Below are 23,490 nucleotides of genomic sequence, written 5' to 3'. Positions count from 1 at the left end.
TTATGAACAATCTCTGGAACTTGAGGAAAAGATTGGCAATGTTCAAGGGAAAGCTGCTAGTTTGCACCAACTAGCAGAAATTTATGCCGATCAAGGGGAAGTAGCCCGGGCGATCGCACTTTATGAAGAATCTCTCGAACTTAAGGAACAGAGTGGCAATGTTCAAGGGAAAGCTGCTACTTTGCACCAACTAGCAGGAATTTATGCGGATCAAGGGGAAGTAGCTAAGGCGATCGCATTTTATGAACAATCTCTCGAACTTCACGAAAAGATTGGCCATCTTCAAGGGAAAGCTGCTACTTTGCACCAACTAGCAGGAATTTATGCGGATCAAGGGGAAATAGCCAAGGCGATCGCATTTTATGAACAATCTCTCGAACTTCACGAAAAGATTGGCCATCTTCAAGGGAAAGCTGCTACTTTGCACCAACTAGCAGGAATTTATGCGGATCAAGGGGAAATAGCCAAGGCGATCGCATTTTATGAACAATCTCTCGAACTTGAGGAAAAAATTGGCAATGTTCGAGGAAACGCCGCTACTTTCGCCATGTTAGGACAGTTGTTGGCATCGCAGGGAGATTTTGACAAAGCCTTGAATTATTTACAGGAATCTTTGGACATTTTGCAGCATTTGCGATCGCCAGAGGCGGAAACAGTGAGGAAGATTATTGCTAGGGTTCAGCAGGTGGCTGGAGATTGATGGTGAGTTGGCAGTTTATACAATATTAAGCGCCTAACCGCTTTTTCAAAGCATCCAAAAAATGAACAGACCAATATTCAAGAAATCGGCTTTTCAGAGGTTTGATGAATTTATCCCAAGGATTGAGGTCAACAATATAATTACCGATTTTGATACCAATCGGCTCTAAATGTTTGCCTGGTATTTCCTGGTTCAATAAAGGCAACTTTCTATTACTTAGCTGTTGTATGAGCCAAAGTACATCGCTGTTTTTTTGTTGTTCGGGACTTTTGTTAATATCATTGGTAGAACCAGCAATATCATCTCGGTCGAAAGAAATTATTGCAGTCAAATTAAACAGAGAACTATTAGCAATAAAGCATTGAGTTTGTTCTCTGGTTGGTAGCACTCCTAAACGGAATTTATCTAACAGTTTTGCTAGCGATCGCACTGGAATAGCGCTCTCTGTATTGCTGATATCAGGAGCAATTAATAAGGACGGCTGGTCTTTAATTGAAGGTCGGTGGATGCCCAGGTTTTCGATTAATCTTTGAATCCGTTCGTAGTCAGGGCGCTCGCAGAATTTCTCCACAATATTTGGATACCGATCGTCGCTTAAAAATTCTAAAAGAGCAATATACTTGCATCCCAGACTGTGACCAACCCAAAAATAACTCGATGGTTCTTGATAAATTTCGCTTTCATAGCCTAATCTTTGAGCAATTTCGGTCAGTTCTGTTCTCAGTATCTCCTGCTCTTTTAATAACCCAATAGCGATCGGCCAGTGACGAAAAGTAAATCTAAATGGCAAAGCAACTACGGTATAACCTTCTTCAAACAACTGCTGTAAAAAATATCGATAAAACAAAGTTGGCAAACTACCAAAAAAAGTTCCACCAATAAATTGAACAACACCTTTGGGCTGCGGATGAACAGCCACCCAACTAAAAGAAACAGGCTGAAATTTAAATGAGTTCGACATTTGAATAAAGCTCAGTGAGTGTATAAGTAGGCTTAATTAAACGTAATCAAACGTAAGGTGGGCATTGCCCACCCTACAGTTACTTACCCTTTAACAGTTCTAGCCGCGAGACATTCTGACAGGAATATCGAATTTATCCATCACTGTATTTAGCTCTTTCAAATTCACATCATTGGCATCGAGTTGGGCCAGCAGTTGCACTAGCAGTTGAGCTTTTTCTGAATTGTCTGGTTCCAAAGTAGCCAAGTCCAAATTACCGTTGCGTAACTCTTCCAAAATTGGGCCAACAATTGGTAAATCGATGATAATTGGTTTACCTGGTTCAGGGGTAATCTCGTTCAAGCCTTTTCCACTGGCGATCGCTAAAGTGTAATTAATTTGATCGAAGTCTGGTAAAGTGGGAGTTTCTGATGGGAAATCGTTTGGCAAGAAAGTACCGCGAATTTCGGGATTCAATAACACCTTGACTGGTTTCTTGCTTTGGGGTACAGGCTTTGGAAAGATGGAGCGCGCTGGCACAAATAGCGAGACATAGCCACGCACTTCCAACAAACCTGGAGTCAGAGTTTTTGGCAGAATGGGCAACAATTGAACAGATGCAGTTTTGTGAGCGGGTATTGTAAAAAATGCGCGATATACCTTCGGTTTCCCTGGCTGCTGAGTCAGAGGTACCTCGATGTTAGTGCCTTCAACGTCAACAACTAAGAAAGCGTTGTTGAGCAAGATTTTATTAGGATCAGCCGGCACGGGCAAGCTGATGGTAAACTCAATCCGATATCGCAAGTCGATCGCTTCGAGATTGGAGATGGTGAGAAAGTATCCCTGAACGATTCGACGAGCCACTGGGATGAGTTGTGGAGGGATGCCCATCACAGGTGCGATCGGTGCGGTGAGGATTTCAAAGGTGGAAACTTCCATGTTTGTGTCCGAGTAATTGAACTTTTAGCTTGGGTTATTTAGCCGGAAAATTTTGTTTCTGTTTTTCCGTGGCTATATCTATGAATAACTGCCCGTCGAGGTTGGTTAACAGTCGCTTTTTCTGGTGACACTCATTTGAGTTAACTCAAATGAGTGTCGCTTGATTGTGCGACTTGACAATTTAAAATTTTTTGTTAAAGCGCACAGGAACACGGCTCGGGAATTTAATTTATCCTCGTGTATGTGAAGATGAAAAGAAAATATCGAATTGATTATCAGGGCGATCGCACATTAATCTGTTGGTATAATCCCCCTTTAATGGGTCCGGCGCGATCGAAAAGCTCAAAACACCTACACAAAACGTTACATATTTGTTACCATCGGGACGAGCCTATCCTCGGCAGCCTCTCTATTAACCTTCTAAACTAACCACTATGAGTCAACCTCCCTCAGCAATTCCCGCCTCCGAAGAGTCCGCCGAAACCCAGACAGCGCCGACTAACACTGCACCTCCACCTAGTTATGTCAAACTGGCGATGCGGAACATGGTTCGCAAGCGGGCGACTTCTCTGTTTCATTTTGCTTTGACAGCGGCGGGACTTTTAGGCGTACTCGTCGGTTTGGCTTTTCTCGATCGCTATTTCAATTCTTAATAGGGGATTCCAACAATCAGCCTCTAATTTCTGGTGATGTTTTTGATCTTTCTTAATCGGGAGTTAAGCTGATTGTTCTGCCTGCCTGTTGCCATCTCTAACAGATTACTGTATCTTTCCAGCAACAGCAAAATCCCCTGCCGTTCGATCGCGCAATTGGAATTTGTAAAAAAATTGAATAAATCCCTTGACAGGAGAGCAAAAAAATGTTAATAGAGGTGAACGTCGAAGACTGTTACGGGATCGCCCAGCAGTCAGCCGACGCTTCCAACCTCCCTGAGAGTGCAGCCAGCGGGGAGATTTCAGCCGAAACCTGGGAAAATTGGTTTAGCGTTTGGCTGGAAAACCAGGAGGCAGATGTGCCAGTGGCTCCGGGCTACGAAGTCAGTCTGCGTTTAACCGCCGATCCAGAGATGCAAGCCCTCAACCTCCAGTACCGCCAGCTCGATCGATCGACCGATGTGTTAGCTTTCGCAGCTTTAGAGGTAGACTGTCCTCAGTTAGAGGAAATGCAGTCATCTGAACCCCTATACTTGGGTGATATCGTCATCTCGATCGATACAGCTAACCGACAAGCCCAGCAGCAAGGACATCCCCTGAAGACCGAACTCGCTTGGCTAGCAGCCCACGGTTTTCTGCATCTTTTGGGCTGGGATCACCCGGATGAAGAAAGTCTGACTCAAATGCTCGATCGACAAGAAAAATTGCTGCAGGCGATCGGTCTTACGATCCAAACAGCATAACTTAAGTTGATGGTTACTTGACAAATCATGTCAAGCTCAACATAACTTTCTGAAATTAAACCAAAACTTTAGTAAAAACTTAGGAAAGTTACCTAGACTAGATGAAGTCAATTTTAAAAGTCTAACTTTCATTCATCTCTGTAACTTAAAGTTGGTAGTTTATGACACTAGATAGACCCTCAATTTCATCACAAATCGCACAGTTTCTGCCCATGCCTCAAGACTCTTCTAGCCAGACAGTCCAGGAGCCGAAAAAAGCCTTGAAATACAATCGAGAGCTGTCCTGGAAAATCGCATCTAGCTTAGCTACGAGTTTTAGATACGCTTGGGGGGGTCTGAGTTATGCTTTTGAAACTCAGCGCAATTTTCGGATTCACACAGTTATAGGAACATTGGCGATCGGACTCGGGCTATTTTTGCAACTCAAACCTGTAGAAATATCTGTGATCGGCGTCACCATTGGCATAGTTTTAGCCATGGAACTGTTGAATACGGCGATCGAATCGGTGGTAGACTTGACAGTCGGGCAATCTTACCACGAACTAGCCAAAATTGCCAAAGACTGCGGTGCGGGAGCGGTTCTGGTATCGGCAATGGCTGCGATCATAGTCGGTGCTGCACTTCTGCTGCCTCCTTTGTGGGCAGTCGTTCAAATTGCGATCGCCCGTCAGTAACTTATTGGGCGATCGCAAATTTTAGGTTTTAGATGACCAATTTGAGATTTTTAGTTTTATTCGTCTATATTGCAGCTATTTTTATCTTCGGCATCTATCTAAAATCTTGAAACCCTTGCTTTCAGGCAGCGAGTCAATCTAAAATCTAAAATCTAAAACCTAAAATCTAACTTAACCCGTGATTATAGTCATCGATAACTACGACAGCTTTACATACAATTTGGTACAGTATCTAGGAGAACTCGGTGCTGAGTTGCCCGTAGCAAGCGAAGTGCAAGTCTACCGCAACGACCAAATTTCTTTAGCAGAAATTCGCCAATTACAGCCTGCCGCAGTGGTGATTTCTCCAGGCCCGGGGCGGCCGGAAGATGCGGGAATTTCTCTGGAATTAATCAAAGAATTGGGCCCGAATTTACCAATTTTAGGCGTGTGCCTCGGACATCAAAGTATCGGTCAAGTATTCGGCGGCAAAATTGTTTCTGCGCCCGTGTTGATGCACGGCAAAACTTCTCAGGTAGAACACGCAGGAGTCGGAGTTTTTCAGGGCGTCGAATCGCCGATGATTGCAACTCGCTATCACAGTTTGGTAATTGAAAAGCAGAGTTGTCCAGAAGTGTTAGAAATTACGGCTTGGGTTGAAGACGGAACTATTATGGGTGTGCGGCACCGGGAATATCCGCACATTGAAGGTGTACAGTTTCACCCGGAAAGTATTTTGACGACTTCGGGGAAGCAATTATTGCGAAATTTCTTGGAACGGCTTTAGTTTGGTTTTGAATTTTGAGTGTTTGTCTGAATCTTTCCGGTGGACAATTCGCACCATACGGTTCAAATTCTGTGAAGCTTTCGGGTGGGCAATCGGCACCTTACGGTAAAAGTAGGGTGTACATTTCGCACCATACGGTGTTTTGTGGTATAACAACAAGCGACGAACACCCGACAACCCCAACCACAAGGTAAGCAACCCCGGTCTAAAGACACGGGGCTTTAGCAAACAAGCTAAAGCCGTGCTTACCCGCCTAAGTCTTAATTGACTACGTTATTCAGGTCATAACACCGGAGAATGCGACGCTAGTTTTCCGCTCTGTTGTTTGCAATTAAACAGTTCTAAGGTCACTGGAACAGTGTTGCAAGCGCAAAAAGCCTTTATAACTTTGGCAAAGCGAACTTTACGAGGAATCGAAGAGACACAACAATGTCTATCCTAAAACCCAACTACGTCTTTGTTCTAGATGCTAACCGCAAACCATTAACACCATGCAAACCATCTTTGGCGCGTAAATTGCTAAAGGTTGGTAAAGCTAAAGTTTTCAGGCTTTACCCTTTCACACTCCTCTTGAAAAAAGAAGTAACTGAAGACCCGCAGCCTGTAACTCTGAAGATTGACCCCGGCTCAAAAGTTACTGGACTTGCCATACTTCTAGATTCTAGTCTAATCTGGGTGGCCGAACTAACCCATCGTGGTCAAGCAATTAAAACATCGCTAGAGTCGCGTCGTTCTCTGCGGCGCGGTCGCAGAAGTCGGCACACAAGATATCGTCAAGCGAGATTTTTAAACCGGACTAAACCCAAAGGTTGGTTGGCTCCTAGCCTTCGACACCGCGTAGAGACAACTTTAACTTGGGTCAACAAGTTATCAAAACTTGCACCAGTTAAAACAATCTTTCAAGAATTAGTCAGATTTGATTTACAGAAGATAGAAAACCCGGAGATTTCAGGAGTTGAGTATCAGCAGGGTGTGTTAGCTGGTTACGAAGTTCGCGAGTATTTACTCAATAAATGGGAGAGACGATGTGCTTACTGTAGCGCGGAAAATGTACCGCTACAAGTTGAGCACATTCATCCTAAAGCGTCGGGCGGAACAAATAGAATATCTAATCTATGCTTAGCCTGTGAACCTTGCAATACCAAGAAAGGGACTCAGGATATCAAGATATTCTTAGCAAAAAAGCCCGATGATTTGAAGAAAATCTTGGCACAAGCTAAGCGCCCATTAAAAGATGCCACTGCTGTCAACTCAACCCGATGGGCTTTGTTGGATGGCCTAAAAGAGACAGGCAAAGTGATTATCACGGGTTCTGGCGGGTTGACCAAATTCAACCGCATACGGTTGGAATTACCAAAAACCCACTTTTTTGATGCTGCTTGCGTAGGTGATACGCCTAATATTTCCGTATTAGCAAATCAGCCCCTAAATATCAAAGCTACGGGCCATGGTTCAAGGCAGATGTGTCGCACAGATAAGTTTGGATTTCCTTCTCGGTACGTTCCTAGATTCAAGTTTGTCAAGGGTTTTCAGACAGGCGACATTATAAAAGCCGTTGTTACTTCGGGCAAGAAGGTGGGAACTTATACAGGTAGGGTCGCTGTTCGCTCATCTGGTAGTTTTAATGTGTCAGCAGTCCAGGGATTAATTCAAGGAATCAATCACAAATATTGTTTTTCTATTCATCAAAAGGATGGATATAACTATGGATTTTAAAAGTCTTGACGGGACACTAAAGTATCCCGTGTCTCTTTTCCTCCCAGGGCTAAAGCCACTGGGTTTCCAAGCTCGCGTGAGGTTTTTATGAAACGGCGACAATTAATACGTTACGCACAGACGGGTTTGCTAGCAGCTTTCTTCACTGGTTTGCCATCTGGATGGGAAAGCTATCAAGCTCAAACTGCTGATTCTTTGTCGGTTCAGTGGTTGGGCCACACTTGCTTCTTGTTCTCCGGAGGCGGTGCGAGGGTGCTGGTGAATCCTTTTCGCCCCCTGGGCTGTACCGCAGGCTATCGCTCTCCTAAAGTGCCAACAGATTTGATTCTGATTAGCAGCCGGTTGCTCGATGAAGGGGCGATCGACGGATTTGCCGGCAATCCCGGCCTTTTGTACGAACCAGGGGCTTACAGGTCTAACGGGCTGCGGATTCAAGGGATTCGGACGGAAAAAGACCGTGAGGGAGGAAGGCGATTTGGGGTCAATGTGGCTTGGCTGTGGCAGCAAGCGGGGGTTAAGATTTTACACTTGGGCGGAGTTGCTGGCCCGATCGGCATTGAAGAGCAAATCTTGATCGGGCGGCCCGATGTAGTGCTGATTCCCGTGGGCGGGGGGCCGAAAGCTTACACTCCGGCGGAAGCGAAGCAAACTTTGCAACTTCTCAAACCAAAGATGGTGATTCCGACACATTTCAAAACCCAAGCCGCCGATGCTGCTGCGTGCGATTTAGTGCCGCTAGATGAATTCTTGGCGCTGATGGATGGTACGCCGGTGCGCCGATTGAATAATGACACGATTTCGATCAAAGCTGCTGACTTACCCCAAACTGGTTCGGTGATTGAGGTTTTGAGTTACAGATTTAGCGGTTGATGCCTGATTGCTCAGCTTGCGTTATAGTAAGGAAGTTTTGTTCGATCGGGGATGCAAGAGAATTTTCTCTCTACCTTAGCCTCTGGCAACCTTGCTTTTTGTCGAGATTTGGCTAACATAACAATTCATGTTCACTGTTTTATCTCCTAAGGAAATGCAAGCGCAATGAAAAATCAAAATTTACCTAGCTGGATGAAACAACTGACAGGTTTCGCAGGAGTAATCGGCGCTAGCGCGTTGATTGGTTTCCCGGCTTTGGCTCACATCACCTCCAACACCAATGTTGCTAATGCAACTCAAACTCCACAACTTGCAGAAAAGGTGAAAACCGCTGCTTCACCGGCACCAACTGGCGCTACACAGGCACCAACTGGCGCTACACAGGCACCAACTGGCACTTCACCGGCACCAACTGCCGCTACTAAGGATATTGTTGCTATTGCATCTGGCGACGCTCAATTTAAGACGCTGACGAAGGCTTTGGGCTCTGCTGGTTTGGTTACAACTTTACAAGGAAAAGGCCCTTTCACTGTTTTTGCTCCGACAGACGCGGCATTTGCTGCTTTGCCAAAAGGTACTGTGGATGATTTGCTCAAACCGGCCAACAAAGCCAAACTTACTAAGATTTTAACTTACCACGTTGTTCCGGGTTCGGTTTTATCTACTAGCCTGAAATCCGGCGATGTTAAAAGTGTTGAAGGCAGCTCGCTCAACGTGGCAGTTAGCGCAGGTAAAGTTACTGTCAGCGGCGCTAATGTTGTGAAAGCTGATATCAAAGCTAGCAACGGCGTGATTCACGTAATTGACAAGGTGCTGATGCCGCCTGATGCGAAGTAAGACTAGCGGTTTTTGCATCAATTGAGATCGGATTCGCTTAAATGAAGGCGAAGTAAGGACACAACAATGTTGTGTCCTTATTTGTATGGCAGACAATTCAGAATTAATACAGATAAAGCTATAGCTAGCTGCGGGTACTTACAAAAATGGCTGCCAACCCTTACCCCGATAGCCAAAATCGAAGATTTCGGGATGAAGAATTTCTGCTAAAATTTCTAACGAATCAACCAATCTCGGCCCCGGTCGATTAAAGTAAGAATTGCCGTCAGTTATGTAAACTTTCCCGGTTTTTACTGCTTGCAAATTAGCCCATTCTGCGTATTTAGTTATCTGCATTGCTTCGCTGCGAGTGCGGTTTAAATCAAAGCCGCAAGGCATGAAAATAATTACATCGGGATTAGCTTCTACTAGCGATTCCCATTTTAACCAAGGGGAATGTTCGCCGACAATTCCAAATAGCGAATTGCCTCCCGCCATTGCCACTAATTCGGGAATCCAGTTACCCGCAGCCATCAAAGGCTCAATCCACTCGATGCAGGCTACTTTTGGAAGTCTCTCTTTTGTGGTAAGAATAGATGAGGCTTGTGTTTTCGAGGTAATAGCATCGATGCGGGATTGCAAAAGATCGATCGCACTTTTGCCATCTACGCCCAAAGCATCAGCAACTCGCTGAATATCCGTCCAGATTTCTGCTAGCAGATTCGGCTGCAAAGAAATAATTTCCGGCTTGCTGTGTACCAGCGTGCTTACTGCTTGTTCAACCTCTGTCAGAGAACAAGCGCAGACTTCACATTGAGCTTGAGTAATAATGTGAGTCGGCTGCAATTTTTCCAAAGTATCTATTTCTACTTTATAGACACTCAGCGCATTTTTCAACAATTCTGTCACGCGGTTGTGAATTTCGCTGCTAGTTCCTTCGGGATTGAATTTAGGCTGAGTGCAAACAGGTAAATTTTGGATTTCTGGGGGATAATCGCATTCGTGGGAACGGCCCACAATGGCATCGGTTAATCCTAAAACTGCTACAATTTCGGTGGCACTGGGAATTAGAGAAACTATTCTGAGTTGGTTCATTGATTTTCTGTTTTTTACAGATTTAGAAGCACAGGCGTTACAGATTTAGAAGCACAGGCGGGACGCCCGTGCCACACTAAAAGGGATTGTTAAAGTTTTAGTTTTTTTAAGTATTGCAAATCTTGCCATGCTTGAATGAGATTACCTTGCATCAGAGCGGCTACACCGTTTAAAACTCTAATTTCCGGTAGATTGGAGTTGAGAGCGAGAGCTGGTTTTAATGCTGTTTGAGCAGCTTTGGGATGCCAGCCGTACAGGTGTACGAAAGCGAGATAGGCGTAAGCGTAGGGGTTTTTTGAGTCGAGTTGGGTGACTTTTTCTAAGGCTGCGATCGCACTTTTGACATTCTGCTGCAATACCCGAGAAAATGCCAAAGCATAAGCCAATTCTAGATTATTTGGTTCCTGCTGCAACCGATATTCTAACGCTTGTTCCGCTTGCACGGTATAATCTTGAATTGGATCGTACTGATTGATGCGCCCAATCTGCTCGAACACGGGTTCTAAACCGGGCAATCCTTTGGGTAAATTAACCGCCATCGCCCGCAATTGAGTCACCAAATCTAACTCAGGCTTATCTGTACTATCCTCGTTTCCAGGCTCTGCCTGAGAACGCATATCCAGAGGCTCTGCCTCGATCTTAACACTAACTGTCGGCACATTAATCGGATAAGTTTCGCCAGTTTTACGATTTAGATAAGTAGCTTGCAGATTGTAAGTTCCCGGTGCAATATTAGCAGGAGGAAGCATCGCCGTGCGATCGACAACTCGAAACCCCACAGCAAATTTATCCGCTTCCAGCATCCCCGGATGCAAAGTCGCTTGGGCGATCGCGCGATCGTGTAAAATCCTGAAAGTCTGTCCCGGTGGAATATCGCCAGACTGCTGATTTTGCCACGTTACCAACACTAAACCAGACTGCAACTGCTGCCAAGGCCCAGACCAAGTATAAGTAACCGGCAGCGCGACTCCGGGAACTGCTTTTGCAGCGACAGTAACTCGATCTAATTGTACTTGCGATCGCCCTTCATTCAACGGCTGTATTTCGACAGGCTGCACTCGCTTGCGATAAAGATTTAAATTAGTATAATCTGGCAAAATCCAAGTTTTTTCTAACTGAAAGTTCTCACCTTTTTCAATGGCGGTTACGGCGGCATTTTGAGCTTTTTTAATCCTTTCGCGAATCGAACCTTGCGGGCCACTTTTAGTTACGAACCAAGAAAGCGATCGCACATCTTGCGGCACTTGTTGTAAATTCGTTCCCACCTGCCGCCCGTAAACCTGAAAATTAGCCAAAGCACCGTAAAAATTCAAATTATGCTGGTTAATTTCCGGCGTCGAAGGCAACACGCCTAAAGTAGATTGCAAATAAGGTTCCCTATCAATAATTTCTGCAATTACCTCTCGGTGCGGCCACTCTTTCCCCAAGTAAGGATAGTTAGAATTGCCGGGACTGATAATTTGCACTAAGCTATGTCCAAAAGCCCCTCCCAGCGGCCACATATGGAACAGCATCGCCAGAATTGCCAAGCCAATTGTACCCCAGCGAATTTGTCGTCCCCACCGAGAAGGCCACAGCGTTAAACAGTAGGCTAAGAAAATAGATAAAACTGGCAAATAAGGTATCACATATCGGTCGTCTTTGTTGATATTTAGAGAATTAATTAAATAAGCTCCTCCCCAGAAAACAGCCAGCCAGCGACAGGAGTTGAGATGCAAGATTGACGAACTATCTTGCCGACGACGCCAATAAAGTATCAATCCTACTAAGGGAATAAGTAACAGAGGCCAAGAAACGTGTTCGGGTAAGTGTTGACCGTAGTAAATCCAAGCGTCGATCGTATTGAGGGCCGGATCTCCTTCGGCGATCGCAGAATCCAGCGTTGCCCGTTTTCCCCCGGTCAAAATTAACAGCCAATTGGTTTTCGCCCACGGCCCAAACACAGCCGCCGACAGCAACAAACTACCCGTTAATTGACCTAATCTCCCCCAAGCTTTTTGCCGCACAGCACCCACAGCCAGCCACACAATCGGGGTAAACAGAAATAATACGGTAGTGTGTTTAACTAATATTGATAAACCGAGAGAAATTCCAAAGGCGATCGCCCAAAAGAAAGATGACGCGGAGAGTGAGGAAGTGGGGGAGGGGGAGAGGGGGAGATCCGGAGAATGGGGAAAATCTTCCTTGATTTCTCTTTCTTCTTCCTTCTTCCTTCTTTCTTCTTCCTTCTTCCTTCTTCCTTCTTCCTTCTTCCTTCTTCCTTCAGAAGCCTTCCACATTGTCAGACAATAGAAAGCAAAACTAATCGCAGCAGTGAGGGGATAGTCGAGTAAAAATTGCAAGCGGAACCGATAAAGTCCCGGTAACAAAACGCAAATTGCAGCGGCCCACAAACCGACTTGCCGGTTAAATAGTTGGACGCCCAGACTGTAGACTGAGGCGAGGAGAATTGCACTAAATAATAAATGAACGAGGGTTGCCCGATCGCCCCCAGTACCGAAAACCTGAAGAAACGGAACCGTTAAGATGTATGCCAAGGGCGGAATTTTCGTCGAAAGCAGCCAGAAGTTTGTCCACCACTCCCCGGAAAGCCACTGAGGATGCTGCAACGCCTGCAAGTATTTCAGGGTGCTAGTCAGGTAGTCTGCTTGATCCCACGCCGGGACAGAGCGATCGAGGGCAAACCAGAGGCGATCGCTAATTGCCCCCAGCAGCCAAATTATGCCTAAGACAAGCAGACTCTTGCCCTCGCTGTCCCGATGTTGCTGTGCCATTGCGATTCTTGGATTTTAGGTTGCAGCTTTTAGCTTACAGGCGGGCGGTTCCGGGCGATCGAAAAATTAATTGAGAAAAGTGCTTGCTAAATTTTGTATGTGTCTGCTAAGATAGTAAAGCGCGAAAAAACAAGCCGGGATAGCTCAGTTGGTAGAGCAGTGGACTGAAAATCCACGTGTCACGAGTTCAAGTCTCGTTCCTGGCATCGCAAAGCCCTCACAAAGTTGAGGGCTTTTTATTTGGGAAACTTGAACTATCAGGATTTGGCGGATGTACAGGAACCCCGAACGCTCAGTTTTCCTCGGGAAACATTGCTTCCAAGTCTTGGAAACCGCTCACCACCCGCAAAATTTCGATCCCATTCTCAACCACCCGATAAAAGATAATATAGCCATCCAGCGGTACCCCCCGGAGTCCAGACTTAATGCGATCGTAATTGCGCCCCATATTCGGAAATTTGACTAAGTTGTCACACTTTTTGACAAACTCCCGAAGCAACCGCTCCCCAGCCTCAATATTGCGCGCCACAAAATAATCACCAATGGCATTCAAGTCTCGGGTTGCTGTGGGAGAGACAAAGCATCGGCTCATCCCTGAACCTCTCGTGCCTTGCGAAACTTTTCCTGCAATTGCTCGATCGCAGTCTCTAAGGGGATTCCCTCACCCCGCGATAGTTCCGCCTCCGCTTCCTCCACCGAAGAGCGCACCTCCTCCACCCACTCCCAATAATGCTGGCGTGTTTGCGTCAAAGTTTGGAGGGCTTTTGTAATCACCTCTTCCGGCGAGCTAAACTGCCCCAGTGCTAACTGCGCTTCGATCAATTTCACCTGCTCAGGACTCAAAGTAATATTCATAAAAATCTCCGGGAGTCTCGCTGACACAAATCCCTTTTCTAACAATAGCGCTACTTTCTGGGCAGTGCGATCGTCTTAAGCGCCGATGGACGTGCGGTGACGTGTACTGTCTTATTTTTGAGTGAGGTACGACGCTAATTCTGGAATTTCACCGGCGCGCTGCCACTCCGCTTCCCCGCGCCGCACTTTGCTTCGGGCTGTGATTTCCTGAACCTCCCATAATTGCAATCTGGTATAGGGCCCCTTGGCTTCACCGCTGCGAAACACATACCATTGAGGAACTTCAGGAGTGGGCTGAGTCGATCGTCTTACTGACTTCATCCGATTCATTCCAGTTGTGGCTTTGAGCTGGTTGAGTTCTTGTTCTACCGGATTCGGAGGCGGTGAGTTAGAATTGGGCGATCGCTTTTTCTTAGCTGAACTCTGACTTTTCTTAGCCTCCGGCTTACCTCTAGCAATTTCTACTTCGCGCGGCCACCCCCAGAAATGCCACACCGCCACCCACACTAGCGCCACGGCAGATCCTAAAATCTCTTCTTGTGTTTCTGACCATTCTGAAGACTCTCCAAACAACAGAAAAGCGATCGCACCGAGTACGATCGCTATGAGGTTTAGGTAAATTAGGTTGGTAGCGTCGTTAGCGGCTAAGTGCCAACTTGTTGTGTGCCGAACAAAAGATTGGCTGGTTGCTGTCCTGTTGTGTTTCCAGGCTTTGCGGGCTTGAAGGCGACTGTAACCAGGAGAGTCGGCGGGCCACCACGTCGCGGCCCAATTAACTAGATGCGCTGACAAATACTGCAAAGCTGCATATCCCACTATCCCGCTCAGCAGTACGCAAATAACTAACAGAAAGGTTGTCAGCGGCAGTAGCTGTTTTGGCACGATTTCGGCCGTCGCAACAGTTAACAGAAAAAACGGAGTACCAGTTAATACTGGAACTAACAAAAGTTCAAGTATCTTTAGAAGCTCTGCATAGAAAATCCATAAGAATTTAAAAAGATTTTTAAGCAGCTTTGCAAAGCGGAAGTGATACAGGTAAGCAGATGCGATCGCAGTTCCTAGAATTAAAGAAATGAGAGCGCCCGAAGAGCTGTTCACTGGTAGCATAAAAATGGCGATAGCCGGAATTCCCATCAAAATCGCAGCAGGTAGCATCAGAAATGCGATAATGCCTTCCCTCCAGTGCTGCCACGCCAATATTGCAGGTGGTTGCTGATTGTGCCTGCGGATTTCCACCCACTCGGTAACCTTTGTTACTCCCCAGTGATAAAAAGCAAATAACAAGATTTGGCATAACCAAGCAAATGTTATTACGGCTTGAAAGTCAGAGCTCCTGATGGTGTACCAGTACGCCCTGCTAAATCGGTAGGAATAGTAGTAAGCATTGGGCCACAGTAAAGAAACAATCAGCCAAAAGCTAATGCTTAAGGCAAATCCTCTTGCCCATGATGTAGGATCGGGGAGGAATTTCGGCCAATTATTCATGGTTGGGATAATTTGACGGGATATCAATATTGTCCCATCGGGCGGAGCTTTAAAATCTCAGCCTTCCTTAAAAAATCATCTACTCCATTAGCTACAATCTCGCAGTAATCGACCCTAATTTCAATATTGCTTTTGCCCGATCGCACATTGTCTCCAAACAATCAACATTATAATTAAGCAATTAGGAGCTTGGAAGTACGGTTTACTTAAAATATTCGCGATCTCAGTCAAGCTCATGAAATATTGGGGAGAGATTTTGTTGACAAGATGCAATAATTATAGTAAGTGACTTTAAAAAGATTGTCAAACTCATCTGCACTGGGGAATCGCCCTGTCGGAAACAAAAGGTTACAATCACAAATACATTCTATTTCCATAACATTACTGTTTATAGCTTGAACTCCTCAGTGCCAAATAACAACTCCTCAACTCAATCCTTTCAATTTGACTCGATCGACAGCGCCCTCGCAGACCTCAAAGCAGGCCGCATGGTGGTAGTAGTCGATGACGAAAATCGCGAAAACGAAGGCGACGTGATTTGTGCCGCCCAATTCGCCACCCCCGACAACATCAATTTTATGGCTGTGAACGCGCGGGGTTTGATTTGTCTGGCCTTGAGTGGCGAAAGGCTCGATCGCCTGGAACTGCCCCTGATGGTCAGCAAAAACACTGACAACAACCAAACTGCCTTCACCGTCAGCATCGATGCAGTCAACGGCGTCAGTACCGGTATCTCCGCCGAAGACAGGGCCCGCACCATCCAAGTAGCCATCCACCCGGACACCAAACCTCAAGACTTGCGCCGTCCCGGTCACATTTTTCCCCTGCGGGCGATCGACGGTGGCGTCCTCAAACGCGCCGGCCACACCGAAGCTTCGGTTGACCTCGCCAGACTCGCCGGCTTGTATCCCAGCGGCGTCATCTGCGAAATTCAAAACCCCGACGGTTCGATGGCGAGGTTGCCCGAATTAATCGAGTACGCCAAAACCCACAACCTCAAAATAATCAGTATTGCCGACTTAATTAGCTACCGGCTCAAGCACGATCGATTCGTCCGCCGCGAAACCGTCGCCAAATTGCCCACTCAATTCGGCGAGTTTATGATTTACGCCTACCGCGACACCCAAGACAATTCAGAACACGTTGCTATTGTCAAGGGCGACCCGGCAGAATTTAAAGACAAACCCGTGATGGTGCGGGTGCATTCCGAATGCCTGACCGGCGATGCTTTCGGTTCCCTGCGCTGCGACTGCCGGATGCAACTGCAAGCGGCACTGAAAATGATCGAAAATGTCGGTTCTGGCGTCATAGTTTACTTGCGCCAAGAAGGTCGGGGTATTGGATTGGTAAATAAACTAAAAGCTTACTCGCTGCAAGACTTGGGATTGGATACTGTAGAAGCCAACGAACGGTTGGGATTTCCCGCCGACTTGCGGAACTACGGCGTCGGAGCACAAATGCTCAACGATTTGGGAGTAAAAAAAATTCGGTTGATTACCAACAACCCGCGCAAAATTGCAGGTTTGAAAGGTTACGGGATTGAAGTAGCAGATCGCGTCCCCTTACTAATTGAAGCCACAGATTACAACTCGATCTATCTGGCAACAAAAGCCGAAAAACTCGGTCATATGCTACTGCAAACTTATTTAGTAACAGTGGCGATTCAGTGGAACGAAAAAGCAGAGGGAAAAGAGGAAGATTCCGCAATCCAAAATCGGTACGAACACCTCGAAAAACTGCGGCATTTGGCGGCTAACCAGCACTTGCTGCTGCAAGAAGAAGCGCGGCCGGTGGGAATAGCCCTTTTCGGAGAATGCTCCCTCATCGTTCACCTCGGCTTCGATCAACCCGGACTCGCAGCTCCCGACTGGTACAAAGATCCAAACCATCCTTACGTCAAGGCGATCGGTCAAATTTTGGGCGAAATCAGCACTGAGCCGAATTTGCAAACATTAGAATTCCTGGTTTCCTCCGGTGGAGATCCGCTCAAAACCCTGCAAGTCCAGCTCGATCGCCAGACATTCCTTTTGTCGGAATTAACCGGAATTTGCGATCGGCTCGAACCTCAAAAAATCTACAGTTTTGCTCCTCTTGCCTGAAGGCAGAAGGTAGAAGCCAACCCCCCCTATCCCAGCAGGGGGGAAGGCAGAAGCCAAGAAAAACTGTGAATTTCAGAACAATACTTGTTGATACCAGCATCTTCCTTTCGTCAGAAAGCAGCCACCAATAAAAACAGTGAATAACTATGTTGATTGCAGTCTAACAAATCGATATAGCGAACACTTGAGAGAGAAGCTTCGAGGCACATTTATATTATTAAGCAGTATTAATACTCATTAAATTATTCACTAGGACTTTTAGTTAATGTTAATTTTTTTAGACATTGATGGTGTACTTATTCCTGACCGAAGACATGAAACATCGAGTTTGCAAACAGATATAATGAAATTTAATTCAGCTTGCCTTAATCAATTTGAAAATGTCCTTCGTTCCTATCTATCATGCGCGAGTAGTAATTTCATCATCCTGGCGTGAAATATTCCCCTTCGAGGTAATCCCGCCATTATTTTCACCAGATCTCGCTATCCGTATTATCGGATTCACCCCTTTTCTAAATCCCAAAAATATTCACCAACACAAATATCTACGCCACCAGGAAGTTCTTGAGTATCTTCGACAAAATCAAGCAGAAAACTCACGTTGGGTAGCCATTGACGATATTCCAGAACACTATCCGCCAGATGCACCAGTTGTGGCTATTGATGATTACAATGGTTTTGACCAGAACTCAGCAAAGGTACTTTCAGAATATCTAACTTGATTTCAAAGGTTAGGAAAAAAGTATCGGAATAGAGAGGGTAAGGAACCCCACGCTTAAAAGCGGGGGCTTTCAAGACAGTCCGGCTCTGTGAGCGGGATTGAACCGAAAGCCCAAACCTTACCAGAGACAGGATCAGACCTACGTTTTTTGAGTCACGATACCGGAAAATGCGACGCTAGTTTTCCGCTCTATCGCTGAGAGTTAAACAGGCCTAATGGGGTTAAACCAGTGCTTTCAGCCTAACAAGCTCACTAAACATTCTCGAAGCGAACATTACCCCGAAAGGGAGATTGAGGTAACGATACCTCACCGGAGAGGCAACCATACCTCTCCAACCCCGAAAGGGGATTCAAGGCGACAGTCGTCGCAGCCGCCTTCCTCCCCATGCCTCAAGTCAGGGGCTTCCCGCTCGTTTTTTGGTGAATTTGACATGGAAATGAACGTTGGTGACTTTCTGCACCGACTCGACCTCAGGGGACAAGCACTTAAAGGCACCAACCTCGGCGGTGCGGAACTCCGGGGAGCCAACCTCAGAGGCACCGATCTCCGAGAAACTAACCTCAGCGGCGCTATGCTCAGGTATGCAGACCTGATTGAAGCCGACCTCAGCGGCGCTAATCTCAGCGGGGCGGATTTAGCTGAATCATTTCTTAATTTAGCTAACCTCACTAGAGCTGATTTGACCGGGGCTGTCCTCCGAGAAGCTAATCTCGTAGGAGCCGAATTCACGGGCGCCAACCTCAAACAAGCAAGTTTGATCAAAGCTAATTTAGTTGGAGCAAATCTCCACGAAGCCAACTTAACCAGAGCCAACCTCAGTGGGGCCGATTTGCGCGGTTCTCAGTTGAGCGGCGCCATTTTAGACAAGGCGGTATACAACAACCGGACTATCTTTCCCGAGGATATTGATCCGGGTGCAATGGGAGCATTTTTGCTAACTCCCAATGCTTCGCTCCCTGGCTTAAATCTGGCTATGGTAGATTTGACCGAAGCCGATTTAAAAGGAGCCGATTTGCGGCGGACAAACTTATACAAAGCTATTTTATTTGGCGCAAAACTCGATCGGGCCAACTTAGCAGGAGCCAACCTCAGCGCAGCGGACTTGAGGGAAGCTAGTTTGAGCGGCACAATTTTGGAGAAAGCTGTTTACAGCAACAAAACATTGTTTTCAGAAGGCATTGACCCCGCTCTGGGCGGAGCTTATTTAATTGCTCCCAATGTATCGCTGCAAGGGGTAAACTTAACCGGAGCCGACTTAAACGGGTCAGATTTAAGCGGAGCTAATTTGAGCGGTTCTAACTTAAGTTCGGTTAATCTCAAAAATGTAGACTTCAGTAGAGCTAGCTTAAAAAAAGCTTACCTCAAAGGTGCAAACTTGGAGCAAACAGATTTGAGAGGAGCCGATTTAAGCGGCGCAATTTTACACCAAGTAAACTTGAGTTCTGCTGACCTCCGGCGTGTAGACTTAACAAGGGCTGACCTCAGCGGCGCTAATTTAAGCGATGCCGATTTGAGGGAGACAGATTTCACGGGGGCTACTTTGCTGTTCGCTAACTTGAGCGGGGCAGACTTGAGAGGGGTAGACTTGACAAAAGCTGACCTCAGCGGCGCTAACTTAACCGAAGCTGACCTCCGAAAAGCAGATTTGATGAGAGTAAATTTGGAGGGAGCAGATTTAACTGAGGCAGACTTGAGCGATGCTCATTTATTCCGAGTTAATCTCAGAGGTGCTAACCTGAAAGGTACTAACCTCAAAGGCGCCAGTTTAAAAGCGGTATTTTTGACCGATGCTTATTTGAGCGAAACCGATTTGGCCAATATAGATCTGAGTCCGAGTTTTTTTGAATTGCCACTAGGATCGGAATGGTAATTAGTTGACTGTTAACAATCGAAAATCTAAAATAAAAAATCGCCCGTCGAAAAGTGCTCGATTATTAACAATCTAAAATCTAAAATCTAAAATCTAAAATGGATCGACCGTTAGGCTCTGTTATTCAAGGTTCTCTGAGCAAGGGATTAGAAGTGCGACTGCACGCCGACGTTTCGGTGGAAGATATGAGGGTGGGGAAATTTCTAGTAGTGCGGGGGGTGCGATCGCACTTTTTCTGTATGCTCACCGACGTGTCTCTCGGAACTTCTAGCGCCCGCATTTTATCCAATCCTCCCAATCCCGACGACGATTTTCTTCTCGCAGTGCTAGCCGGTAGCAGCACCTACGGTACGATCGAACTGTCGCCGATGTTGATGTTGACTGCTGAACGAGAAAAACAGCAGGCAATTTTCGACCCTACGAAAAACGGCGGAGTCCGCGAGAATAAGCTGGCGTTAGGAAATTTGGCTTCTTTTGAGTCACAAACCGGTGCGGATATTGAGTTGCTGCCTGTCAAAACTATTCCCAGCCACTTTTCCCAGGTGTTTGATGCCAAAGAAACTGATTTTCGGGCAGTTTTTGGCTGGGAAGATGACCCGTACCGCCGCAATTTTGCGATCGGCAAACCGATTGACATGGACGTTGCTGTGTGCTTGGATTTAGACCGATTTGTGGAACGCAGCAACGGGGTTTTTGGCAAGTCGGGAACGGGAAAATCTTTTCTGACGCGCTTGCTGTTGTCGGGAATTATTCGCAAGCAAGCTGCTGTCAATCTAATTTTTGATATGCACTCGGAGTACGGGTGGGAAGCAGTTTCGGAAGGGAAAAAGTTCAGCACTGTTAAAGGTTTGCGGCAGTTGTTTCCCGATAAAATTCAGATTTATACCCTCGATCCGGAATCGACAAAACGCCGGGGAGTCCGCGACGCTCAAGAGTTATTTTTGAGTTTCGATGAAATAGAAGTGGAAGATATCGCGTTGGTACAGCGCGAGTTGAATTTGTCGGAAGCTAGTATCGAAAATGCGATTATTTTGCGAAACGAGTTGGGCAGCAGTTGGATCAATAAGTTGCTGGAAATGAGCAATGAAGATATTTCAATGTTTTGCGAAGAGAAGCGGGGAAATAAATCTTCAATTATGGCTTTGCAGCGGAAATTAGAGCGGTTGAACGATTTGAAATATATTCGGAAACGCTGTCCAAAAAATTATGTGACTGAAGTTTTGCAGTGTTTGGATGGCGGGAAGAATGTAGTAATAGAGTTCGGTTCGCACTCGGATTTGCTGTCGTATATGTTGGCGGCAAACGTGATTACTCGCCGCATTCACGGATCTTACGTGCGAAAAGCTGAGAAGTTTTTGCAGAGCAAAAATCCGTGCGATCGCCCGCAGCCATTGGTGATTACCATTGAAGAAGCTCACCGCTTTCTCGATCCGGCGATCGTGCGATCGACTATTTTCGGTACGATCGCCCGAGAAATGCGAAAATACTTTGTCACCCTGCTGATTGTAGACCAGCGTCCTTCTGGCATCGACGCCGAAGTCATGTCGCAAGTCGGAACGCGCATTACTGCTTTGCTAAACGATGATAAAGACATCGAGGCTATTTTTACCGGCGTTTCGGGAGGGCAGAGTTTGCGTTCAGTTTTGGCAAAACTCGACTCCAAACAGCAAGCATTAGTTTTGGGACACGCCGTACCCATGCCCGTAGTCGTGCAAACTCGCCCCTATGACGAGCAATTCTACAGAGAAATTGGGGATATTGACTGGCAAGAAATGCCCGATGAACAAGTATTTGCCGAGGCAGAATCTGCTAAAATGGATTTGGGATTTTAGATTGACAACTCCTAGATTCATTACAGAACTTAGGCAAATGTTACTGTAAATTAGTCTTTCCGAACAATTGGCGATCGCTGGTAATGACAGAAATATCTAATTTTTGCCTTATAAACGAAAAAGTGCGATCGAACGTCAAAAAAATTAGGCCCCAGCTTTCCGTCAGAAGCTTTTCCCCTTTCACCCCCTCACCCCTCATCCCTAACTGCCCAAAATTTGCCTAAGCTTAAACATGGAGATGATGGAGCCTCGCAGCACAATGAAAGTCAAACAGGGCAACAGCCAGCCTTTATACACCTTGTCGTTACTCGTAGCCGAATTGGATTAACATATTTAAATAAAAATGTCAATAAATATTTTAAACAGTTACTCCCCTCTAATACGGCGATCGAGTTCGGTTATCTCGCATCCCAGCATCTAGGCAGCGAGAAAATTTCAAGCGATGATGGAACAGAGAGCAAAACAAAGCCCTCGAATTGCATGAGTCTGTTTGCATGAGTATTGTGAAGTTAAGTGGCAGTTAAAACTAACAGGGAATTCAAAACCTTAAGGAAAAATGTAGAATCTTGACCTTAAGACAGAGGTTTTTACCCTTTACGATCCTCAAAATTGGGAATAATATTGAGAAAACTAAACTCTTGCTCCACTTCGCCTTGAACTAGCCGTTAAAGCTAGCGAGCTACCGGAAATCGACGGGGATTACTGAAAAATCCAGCATAAAAGTAATCCCAAACAAAAAGCTTCTACCGATCGTCACCGATAAACAGGAGGGGAAACATCCCCTTTGTCGCAGTCTTTATCCCACTTGCAAAAGTGGGACAGGGTATCACCAACTTTTTATCTGTTGTTACAAGGAGTGCAATACTCACCCATGTCCACCATAACCCCCAAAAACAAAACAGTGAAAGCCGATCGCATGGGCAGCCGGCCATACTCCTCAACGGATACGGTTCGTACCTATCTGCACGAGATCGGTCGCGTACCTCTGCTAACCCGAGAAGAAGAAATTGTTTTCGGGAAGCAGGTGCAGCAAATGATGAAATTAATCGAAGCAAAACAAGCACTTGCTAAAGAATGGCAGCGGGATCTGACGGATCAAGAGTGGGCTGCCGAAATGGAGTTGACCGAACCTGAACTTAGCCGGATCTTGCACATAGGGCGGCGCGCCAAGCAAAAGATGATTGAAGCGAATTTGCGGCTAGTAGTCGCGATCGCCAAAAAATACCAGAAACGCAATATGGAATTCTTGGATTTAATCCAAGAAGGCACCCTCGGTTTAGAACGAGGAGTCGAAAAATTTGACCCGATGCGGGGATACAAATTTTCTACCTATGCCTATTGGTGGATTCGGCAAGCAATTACCCGCGCGATCGCCCAACACGCCCGCACAATTCGATTGCCAATTCACATCACCGAAAAACTCAACAAAATCAAAAAAGTGCAGCGGGAACTTACCCAGCAGTTGGGCCGGTCTCCCTCCCCCGGGGAAATTGCCGCGGCCTTGGAACTGCACCCTTCCCAAATTCGGGAATACCTGCTGATGGCAAGACATCCAGTTTCTTTGGACTTGCGGGTAGGAGACAACCAAGATACCGAACTGCAAGAACTCTTAGAAGACGAAACTGCATCTCCCGACAACTACATTACCTCGGAATTACTGCGGCAAGACCTCGATACTTTGATATCAGAACTGACCCCCCAGCAGCGAGATGTGATAATTCTGCGCTTCGGTTTGGAAGACGGCACAGAAATGTCTCTGGCGAAAGTGGGAGAACGCCTCAATCTCAGCCGGGAACGGGTGCGGCAGCTAGAACATCAAGCCCTCGCCCACCTGCGCCGCCGCCAATCTCAAGTCCGAGAATACTTGGCTAGTTAGTCACTAAAAAAGTTGAGATTTTGGGAAATCTCAACTTTTTTTACGTTTATACCAGTTTGAAAAAA

At 46.2% G+C, this 23,490-nt stretch carries 21 protein-coding genes and 1 tRNA gene; 15 read left to right on the top strand and 7 right to left on the bottom strand.

Features of this window, described 5'->3' with window-relative positions; translation table 11 throughout:
* Positions 1–700 (top strand): tetratricopeptide repeat protein (locus QUB14_RS04495; protein WP_333297085.1); only part of this gene is annotated, 700 nt, incomplete at its 5' end.
* A 25-nt stretch (positions 701–725) separates the two neighbouring features.
* Here the strand turns inward: QUB14_RS04495 and QUB14_RS04490 are convergent.
* Both QUB14_RS04490 and QUB14_RS04485 read right to left on the bottom strand, forming a co-directional pair.
* Entirely contained in the window at positions 726–1,661 is a 936-nt protein-coding gene (locus QUB14_RS04490; protein WP_333214577.1) for a DUF1350 family protein, read from the bottom strand.
* A 99-nt stretch (positions 1,662–1,760) separates the two neighbouring features.
* Positions 1,761–2,579, bottom strand: a complete 819-nt coding sequence (locus QUB14_RS04485; protein ID WP_333214579.1) for a hypothetical protein — start codon at positions 2,577–2,579, stop codon at positions 1,761–1,763.
* 434 nt (positions 2,580–3,013) lie between these two features.
* Here QUB14_RS04485 and QUB14_RS04480 point away from each other — a divergent pair, with 434 nt between their 5' ends.
* From QUB14_RS04480 to QUB14_RS04450, 7 genes are all read left to right on the top strand, one after another.
* Complete coding sequence (locus tag QUB14_RS04480) at positions 3,014–3,232, top strand: DUF3285 domain-containing protein (protein ID WP_333062727.1); 219 nt, start codon at positions 3,014–3,016, stop codon at positions 3,230–3,232.
* A gap of 206 nt (positions 3,233–3,438) precedes the next feature.
* The gene (ybeY, locus tag QUB14_RS04475; RefSeq protein ID WP_190737469.1) at positions 3,439–3,975 is read left to right on the top strand and encodes an rRNA maturation RNase YbeY; all 537 of its coding nucleotides are present in this window, start codon (positions 3,439–3,441) and stop codon (positions 3,973–3,975) included.
* A 161-nt stretch (positions 3,976–4,136) separates the two neighbouring features.
* Positions 4,137–4,649, top strand: a complete 513-nt coding sequence (locus tag QUB14_RS04470) for a diacylglycerol kinase family protein (protein ID WP_190662636.1) — start codon at positions 4,137–4,139, stop codon at positions 4,647–4,649.
* Positions 4,650–4,827: 178 nt separating this feature from the next.
* On the top strand, positions 4,828–5,415 hold the full coding sequence (locus QUB14_RS04465; RefSeq protein ID WP_333214582.1) for an aminodeoxychorismate/anthranilate synthase component II: 588 nt from the start codon (positions 4,828–4,830) through the stop codon (positions 5,413–5,415).
* Positions 5,416–5,844: 429 nt separating this feature from the next.
* Positions 5,845–7,131, top strand: a complete 1,287-nt coding sequence (gene iscB / locus QUB14_RS04460; protein ID WP_190741180.1) for an RNA-guided endonuclease IscB — start codon at positions 5,845–5,847, stop codon at positions 7,129–7,131.
* Positions 7,132–7,218: 87 nt separating this feature from the next.
* Entirely contained in the window at positions 7,219–8,001 is a 783-nt protein-coding gene (locus QUB14_RS04455; RefSeq protein ID WP_333214585.1) for an MBL fold metallo-hydrolase, read from the top strand.
* A 165-nt stretch (positions 8,002–8,166) separates the two neighbouring features.
* Complete coding sequence (locus tag QUB14_RS04450) at positions 8,167–8,838, top strand: fasciclin domain-containing protein (RefSeq protein ID WP_333214587.1); 672 nt, start codon at positions 8,167–8,169, stop codon at positions 8,836–8,838.
* Between the two features lie 138 nt (positions 8,839–8,976).
* On the opposite strand, the gene QUB14_RS04445 is transcribed toward QUB14_RS04450, so the two are convergent.
* Positions 8,977–9,912: a cobalamin-binding protein gene (locus QUB14_RS04445; protein WP_333214589.1), complete on the bottom strand. Its 936-nt coding sequence runs from the start codon at positions 9,910–9,912 to the stop codon at positions 8,977–8,979.
* An 89-nt stretch (positions 9,913–10,001) separates the two neighbouring features.
* Entirely contained in the window at positions 10,002–12,686 is a 2,685-nt protein-coding gene (locus QUB14_RS04440) for a phospholipid carrier-dependent glycosyltransferase (RefSeq protein WP_333214590.1), read from the bottom strand.
* A gap of 133 nt (positions 12,687–12,819) precedes the next feature.
* Between QUB14_RS04440 and QUB14_RS04435 the strand changes: the two genes are divergently transcribed.
* Positions 12,820–12,892, top strand: a tRNA-Phe gene (locus QUB14_RS04435).
* Positions 12,893–12,978: 86 nt separating this feature from the next.
* On the opposite strand, the gene QUB14_RS04430 is transcribed toward QUB14_RS04435, so the two are convergent.
* The 3 genes from QUB14_RS04430 to QUB14_RS04420 all read right to left on the bottom strand — a co-directional run bounded on the left by QUB14_RS04430 (position 12,979) and on the right by QUB14_RS04420 (position 15,026).
* On the bottom strand, positions 12,979–13,278 hold the full coding sequence (locus QUB14_RS04430) for a type II toxin-antitoxin system RelE/ParE family toxin (protein ID WP_333214593.1): 300 nt from the start codon (positions 13,276–13,278) through the stop codon (positions 12,979–12,981).
* Complete coding sequence (locus QUB14_RS04425) at positions 13,275–13,541, bottom strand: hypothetical protein (RefSeq protein WP_333138405.1); 267 nt, start codon at positions 13,539–13,541, stop codon at positions 13,275–13,277. The genes QUB14_RS04430 and QUB14_RS04425 overlap by 4 nt, the downstream gene beginning before the upstream one ends.
* A gap of 111 nt (positions 13,542–13,652) precedes the next feature.
* Positions 13,653–15,026, bottom strand: a complete 1,374-nt coding sequence (locus QUB14_RS04420) for a DUF4339 domain-containing protein (protein WP_333214595.1) — start codon at positions 15,024–15,026, stop codon at positions 13,653–13,655.
* 407 nt (positions 15,027–15,433) lie between these two features.
* Here QUB14_RS04420 and ribBA point away from each other — a divergent pair, with 407 nt between their 5' ends.
* The 6 genes from ribBA (at position 15,434) to QUB14_RS04395 (ending at position 23,425) form a co-directional block, all read left to right on the top strand.
* Complete coding sequence (gene ribBA / locus QUB14_RS04415) at positions 15,434–17,125, top strand: bifunctional 3,4-dihydroxy-2-butanone-4-phosphate synthase/GTP cyclohydrolase II (RefSeq protein WP_333214597.1); 1,692 nt, start codon at positions 15,434–15,436, stop codon at positions 17,123–17,125.
* Positions 17,126–17,390: 265 nt separating this feature from the next.
* A complete protein-coding gene (locus QUB14_RS28695) occupies positions 17,391–17,561 on the top strand; it encodes an HAD domain-containing protein (RefSeq protein ID WP_333214599.1) in 171 nt (56 codons plus the stop codon).
* Positions 17,506–17,847, top strand: a complete 342-nt coding sequence (locus QUB14_RS04410; RefSeq protein WP_333214600.1) for an HAD domain-containing protein — start codon at positions 17,506–17,508, stop codon at positions 17,845–17,847. The genes QUB14_RS28695 and QUB14_RS04410 overlap by 56 nt, the downstream gene beginning before the upstream one ends.
* Positions 17,848–18,277: 430 nt before the next feature.
* Complete coding sequence (locus QUB14_RS04405) at positions 18,278–19,717, top strand: pentapeptide repeat-containing protein (protein WP_333214602.1); 1,440 nt, start codon at positions 18,278–18,280, stop codon at positions 19,715–19,717.
* A 98-nt stretch (positions 19,718–19,815) separates the two neighbouring features.
* Positions 19,816–21,549 carry an ATP-binding protein gene (locus QUB14_RS04400; protein ID WP_190662648.1) on the top strand — a complete coding sequence of 578 codons (1,734 nt, stop codon included), beginning with the start codon at positions 19,816–19,818 and terminating at the stop codon, positions 21,547–21,549.
* An 871-nt stretch (positions 21,550–22,420) separates the two neighbouring features.
* Complete coding sequence (locus QUB14_RS04395) at positions 22,421–23,425, top strand: RNA polymerase sigma factor, RpoD/SigA family (RefSeq protein WP_190662649.1); 1,005 nt, start codon at positions 22,421–22,423, stop codon at positions 23,423–23,425.
* The last annotated feature ends 65 nt before the right edge of the window (positions 23,426–23,490 follow it).

It is taken from the genome of Microcoleus sp. B3-D2 (assembly GCF_036705345.1).
Classification (GTDB): domain Bacteria; phylum Cyanobacteriota; class Cyanobacteriia; order Cyanobacteriales; family Microcoleaceae; genus Microcoleus.
The sequence above is the reverse complement of the archived record's forward strand: the minus strand, read 5'-3'. Positions and strand labels throughout refer to the sequence as shown.

Bases quoted from the DNA above. Each gene is read 5' to 3' on its own strand.
- QUB14_RS04410 (WP_333214600.1), top strand. From the start codon at position 17,506: ATGTCCTTCGTTCCTATCTATCATGCGCGAGTAGTAATTTCATCATCC.
- QUB14_RS04400 (WP_190662648.1), top strand. From the start codon at position 19,816: ATGGATCGACCGTTAGGCTCTGTTATTCAAGGTTCTCTGAGCAAGGGA.
- QUB14_RS04490 (WP_333214577.1), bottom strand. From the start codon at position 1,661: ATGTCGAACTCATTTAAATTTCAGCCTGTTTCTTTTAGTTGGGTGGCT.
- QUB14_RS28695 (WP_333214599.1), top strand. From the start codon at position 17,391: ATGTTAATTTTTTTAGACATTGATGGTGTACTTATTCCTGACCGAAGA.
- ybeY (WP_190737469.1), top strand. From the start codon at position 3,439: ATGTTAATAGAGGTGAACGTCGAAGACTGTTACGGGATCGCCCAGCAG.
- QUB14_RS04445 (WP_333214589.1), bottom strand. From the start codon at position 9,912: ATGAACCAACTCAGAATAGTTTCTCTAATTCCCAGTGCCACCGAAATT.
- QUB14_RS04485 (WP_333214579.1), bottom strand. From the start codon at position 2,579: ATGGAAGTTTCCACCTTTGAAATCCTCACCGCACCGATCGCACCTGTG.
- QUB14_RS04470 (WP_190662636.1), top strand. From the start codon at position 4,137: ATGACACTAGATAGACCCTCAATTTCATCACAAATCGCACAGTTTCTG.
- iscB (WP_190741180.1), top strand. From the start codon at position 5,845: ATGTCTATCCTAAAACCCAACTACGTCTTTGTTCTAGATGCTAACCGC.
- QUB14_RS04395 (WP_190662649.1), top strand. From the start codon at position 22,421: ATGTCCACCATAACCCCCAAAAACAAAACAGTGAAAGCCGATCGCATG.
- QUB14_RS04480 (WP_333062727.1), top strand. From the start codon at position 3,014: ATGAGTCAACCTCCCTCAGCAATTCCCGCCTCCGAAGAGTCCGCCGAA.
- QUB14_RS04455 (WP_333214585.1), top strand. From the start codon at position 7,219: ATGAAACGGCGACAATTAATACGTTACGCACAGACGGGTTTGCTAGCA.
- QUB14_RS04450 (WP_333214587.1), top strand. From the start codon at position 8,167: ATGAAAAATCAAAATTTACCTAGCTGGATGAAACAACTGACAGGTTTC.
- QUB14_RS04430 (WP_333214593.1), bottom strand. From the start codon at position 13,278: ATGAGCCGATGCTTTGTCTCTCCCACAGCAACCCGAGACTTGAATGCC.
- QUB14_RS04425 (WP_333138405.1), bottom strand. From the start codon at position 13,541: ATGAATATTACTTTGAGTCCTGAGCAGGTGAAATTGATCGAAGCGCAG.
- QUB14_RS04405 (WP_333214602.1), top strand. From the start codon at position 18,278: ATGGAAATGAACGTTGGTGACTTTCTGCACCGACTCGACCTCAGGGGA.
- QUB14_RS04440 (WP_333214590.1), bottom strand. From the start codon at position 12,686: ATGGCACAGCAACATCGGGACAGCGAGGGCAAGAGTCTGCTTGTCTTA.
- QUB14_RS04420 (WP_333214595.1), bottom strand. From the start codon at position 15,026: ATGAATAATTGGCCGAAATTCCTCCCCGATCCTACATCATGGGCAAGA.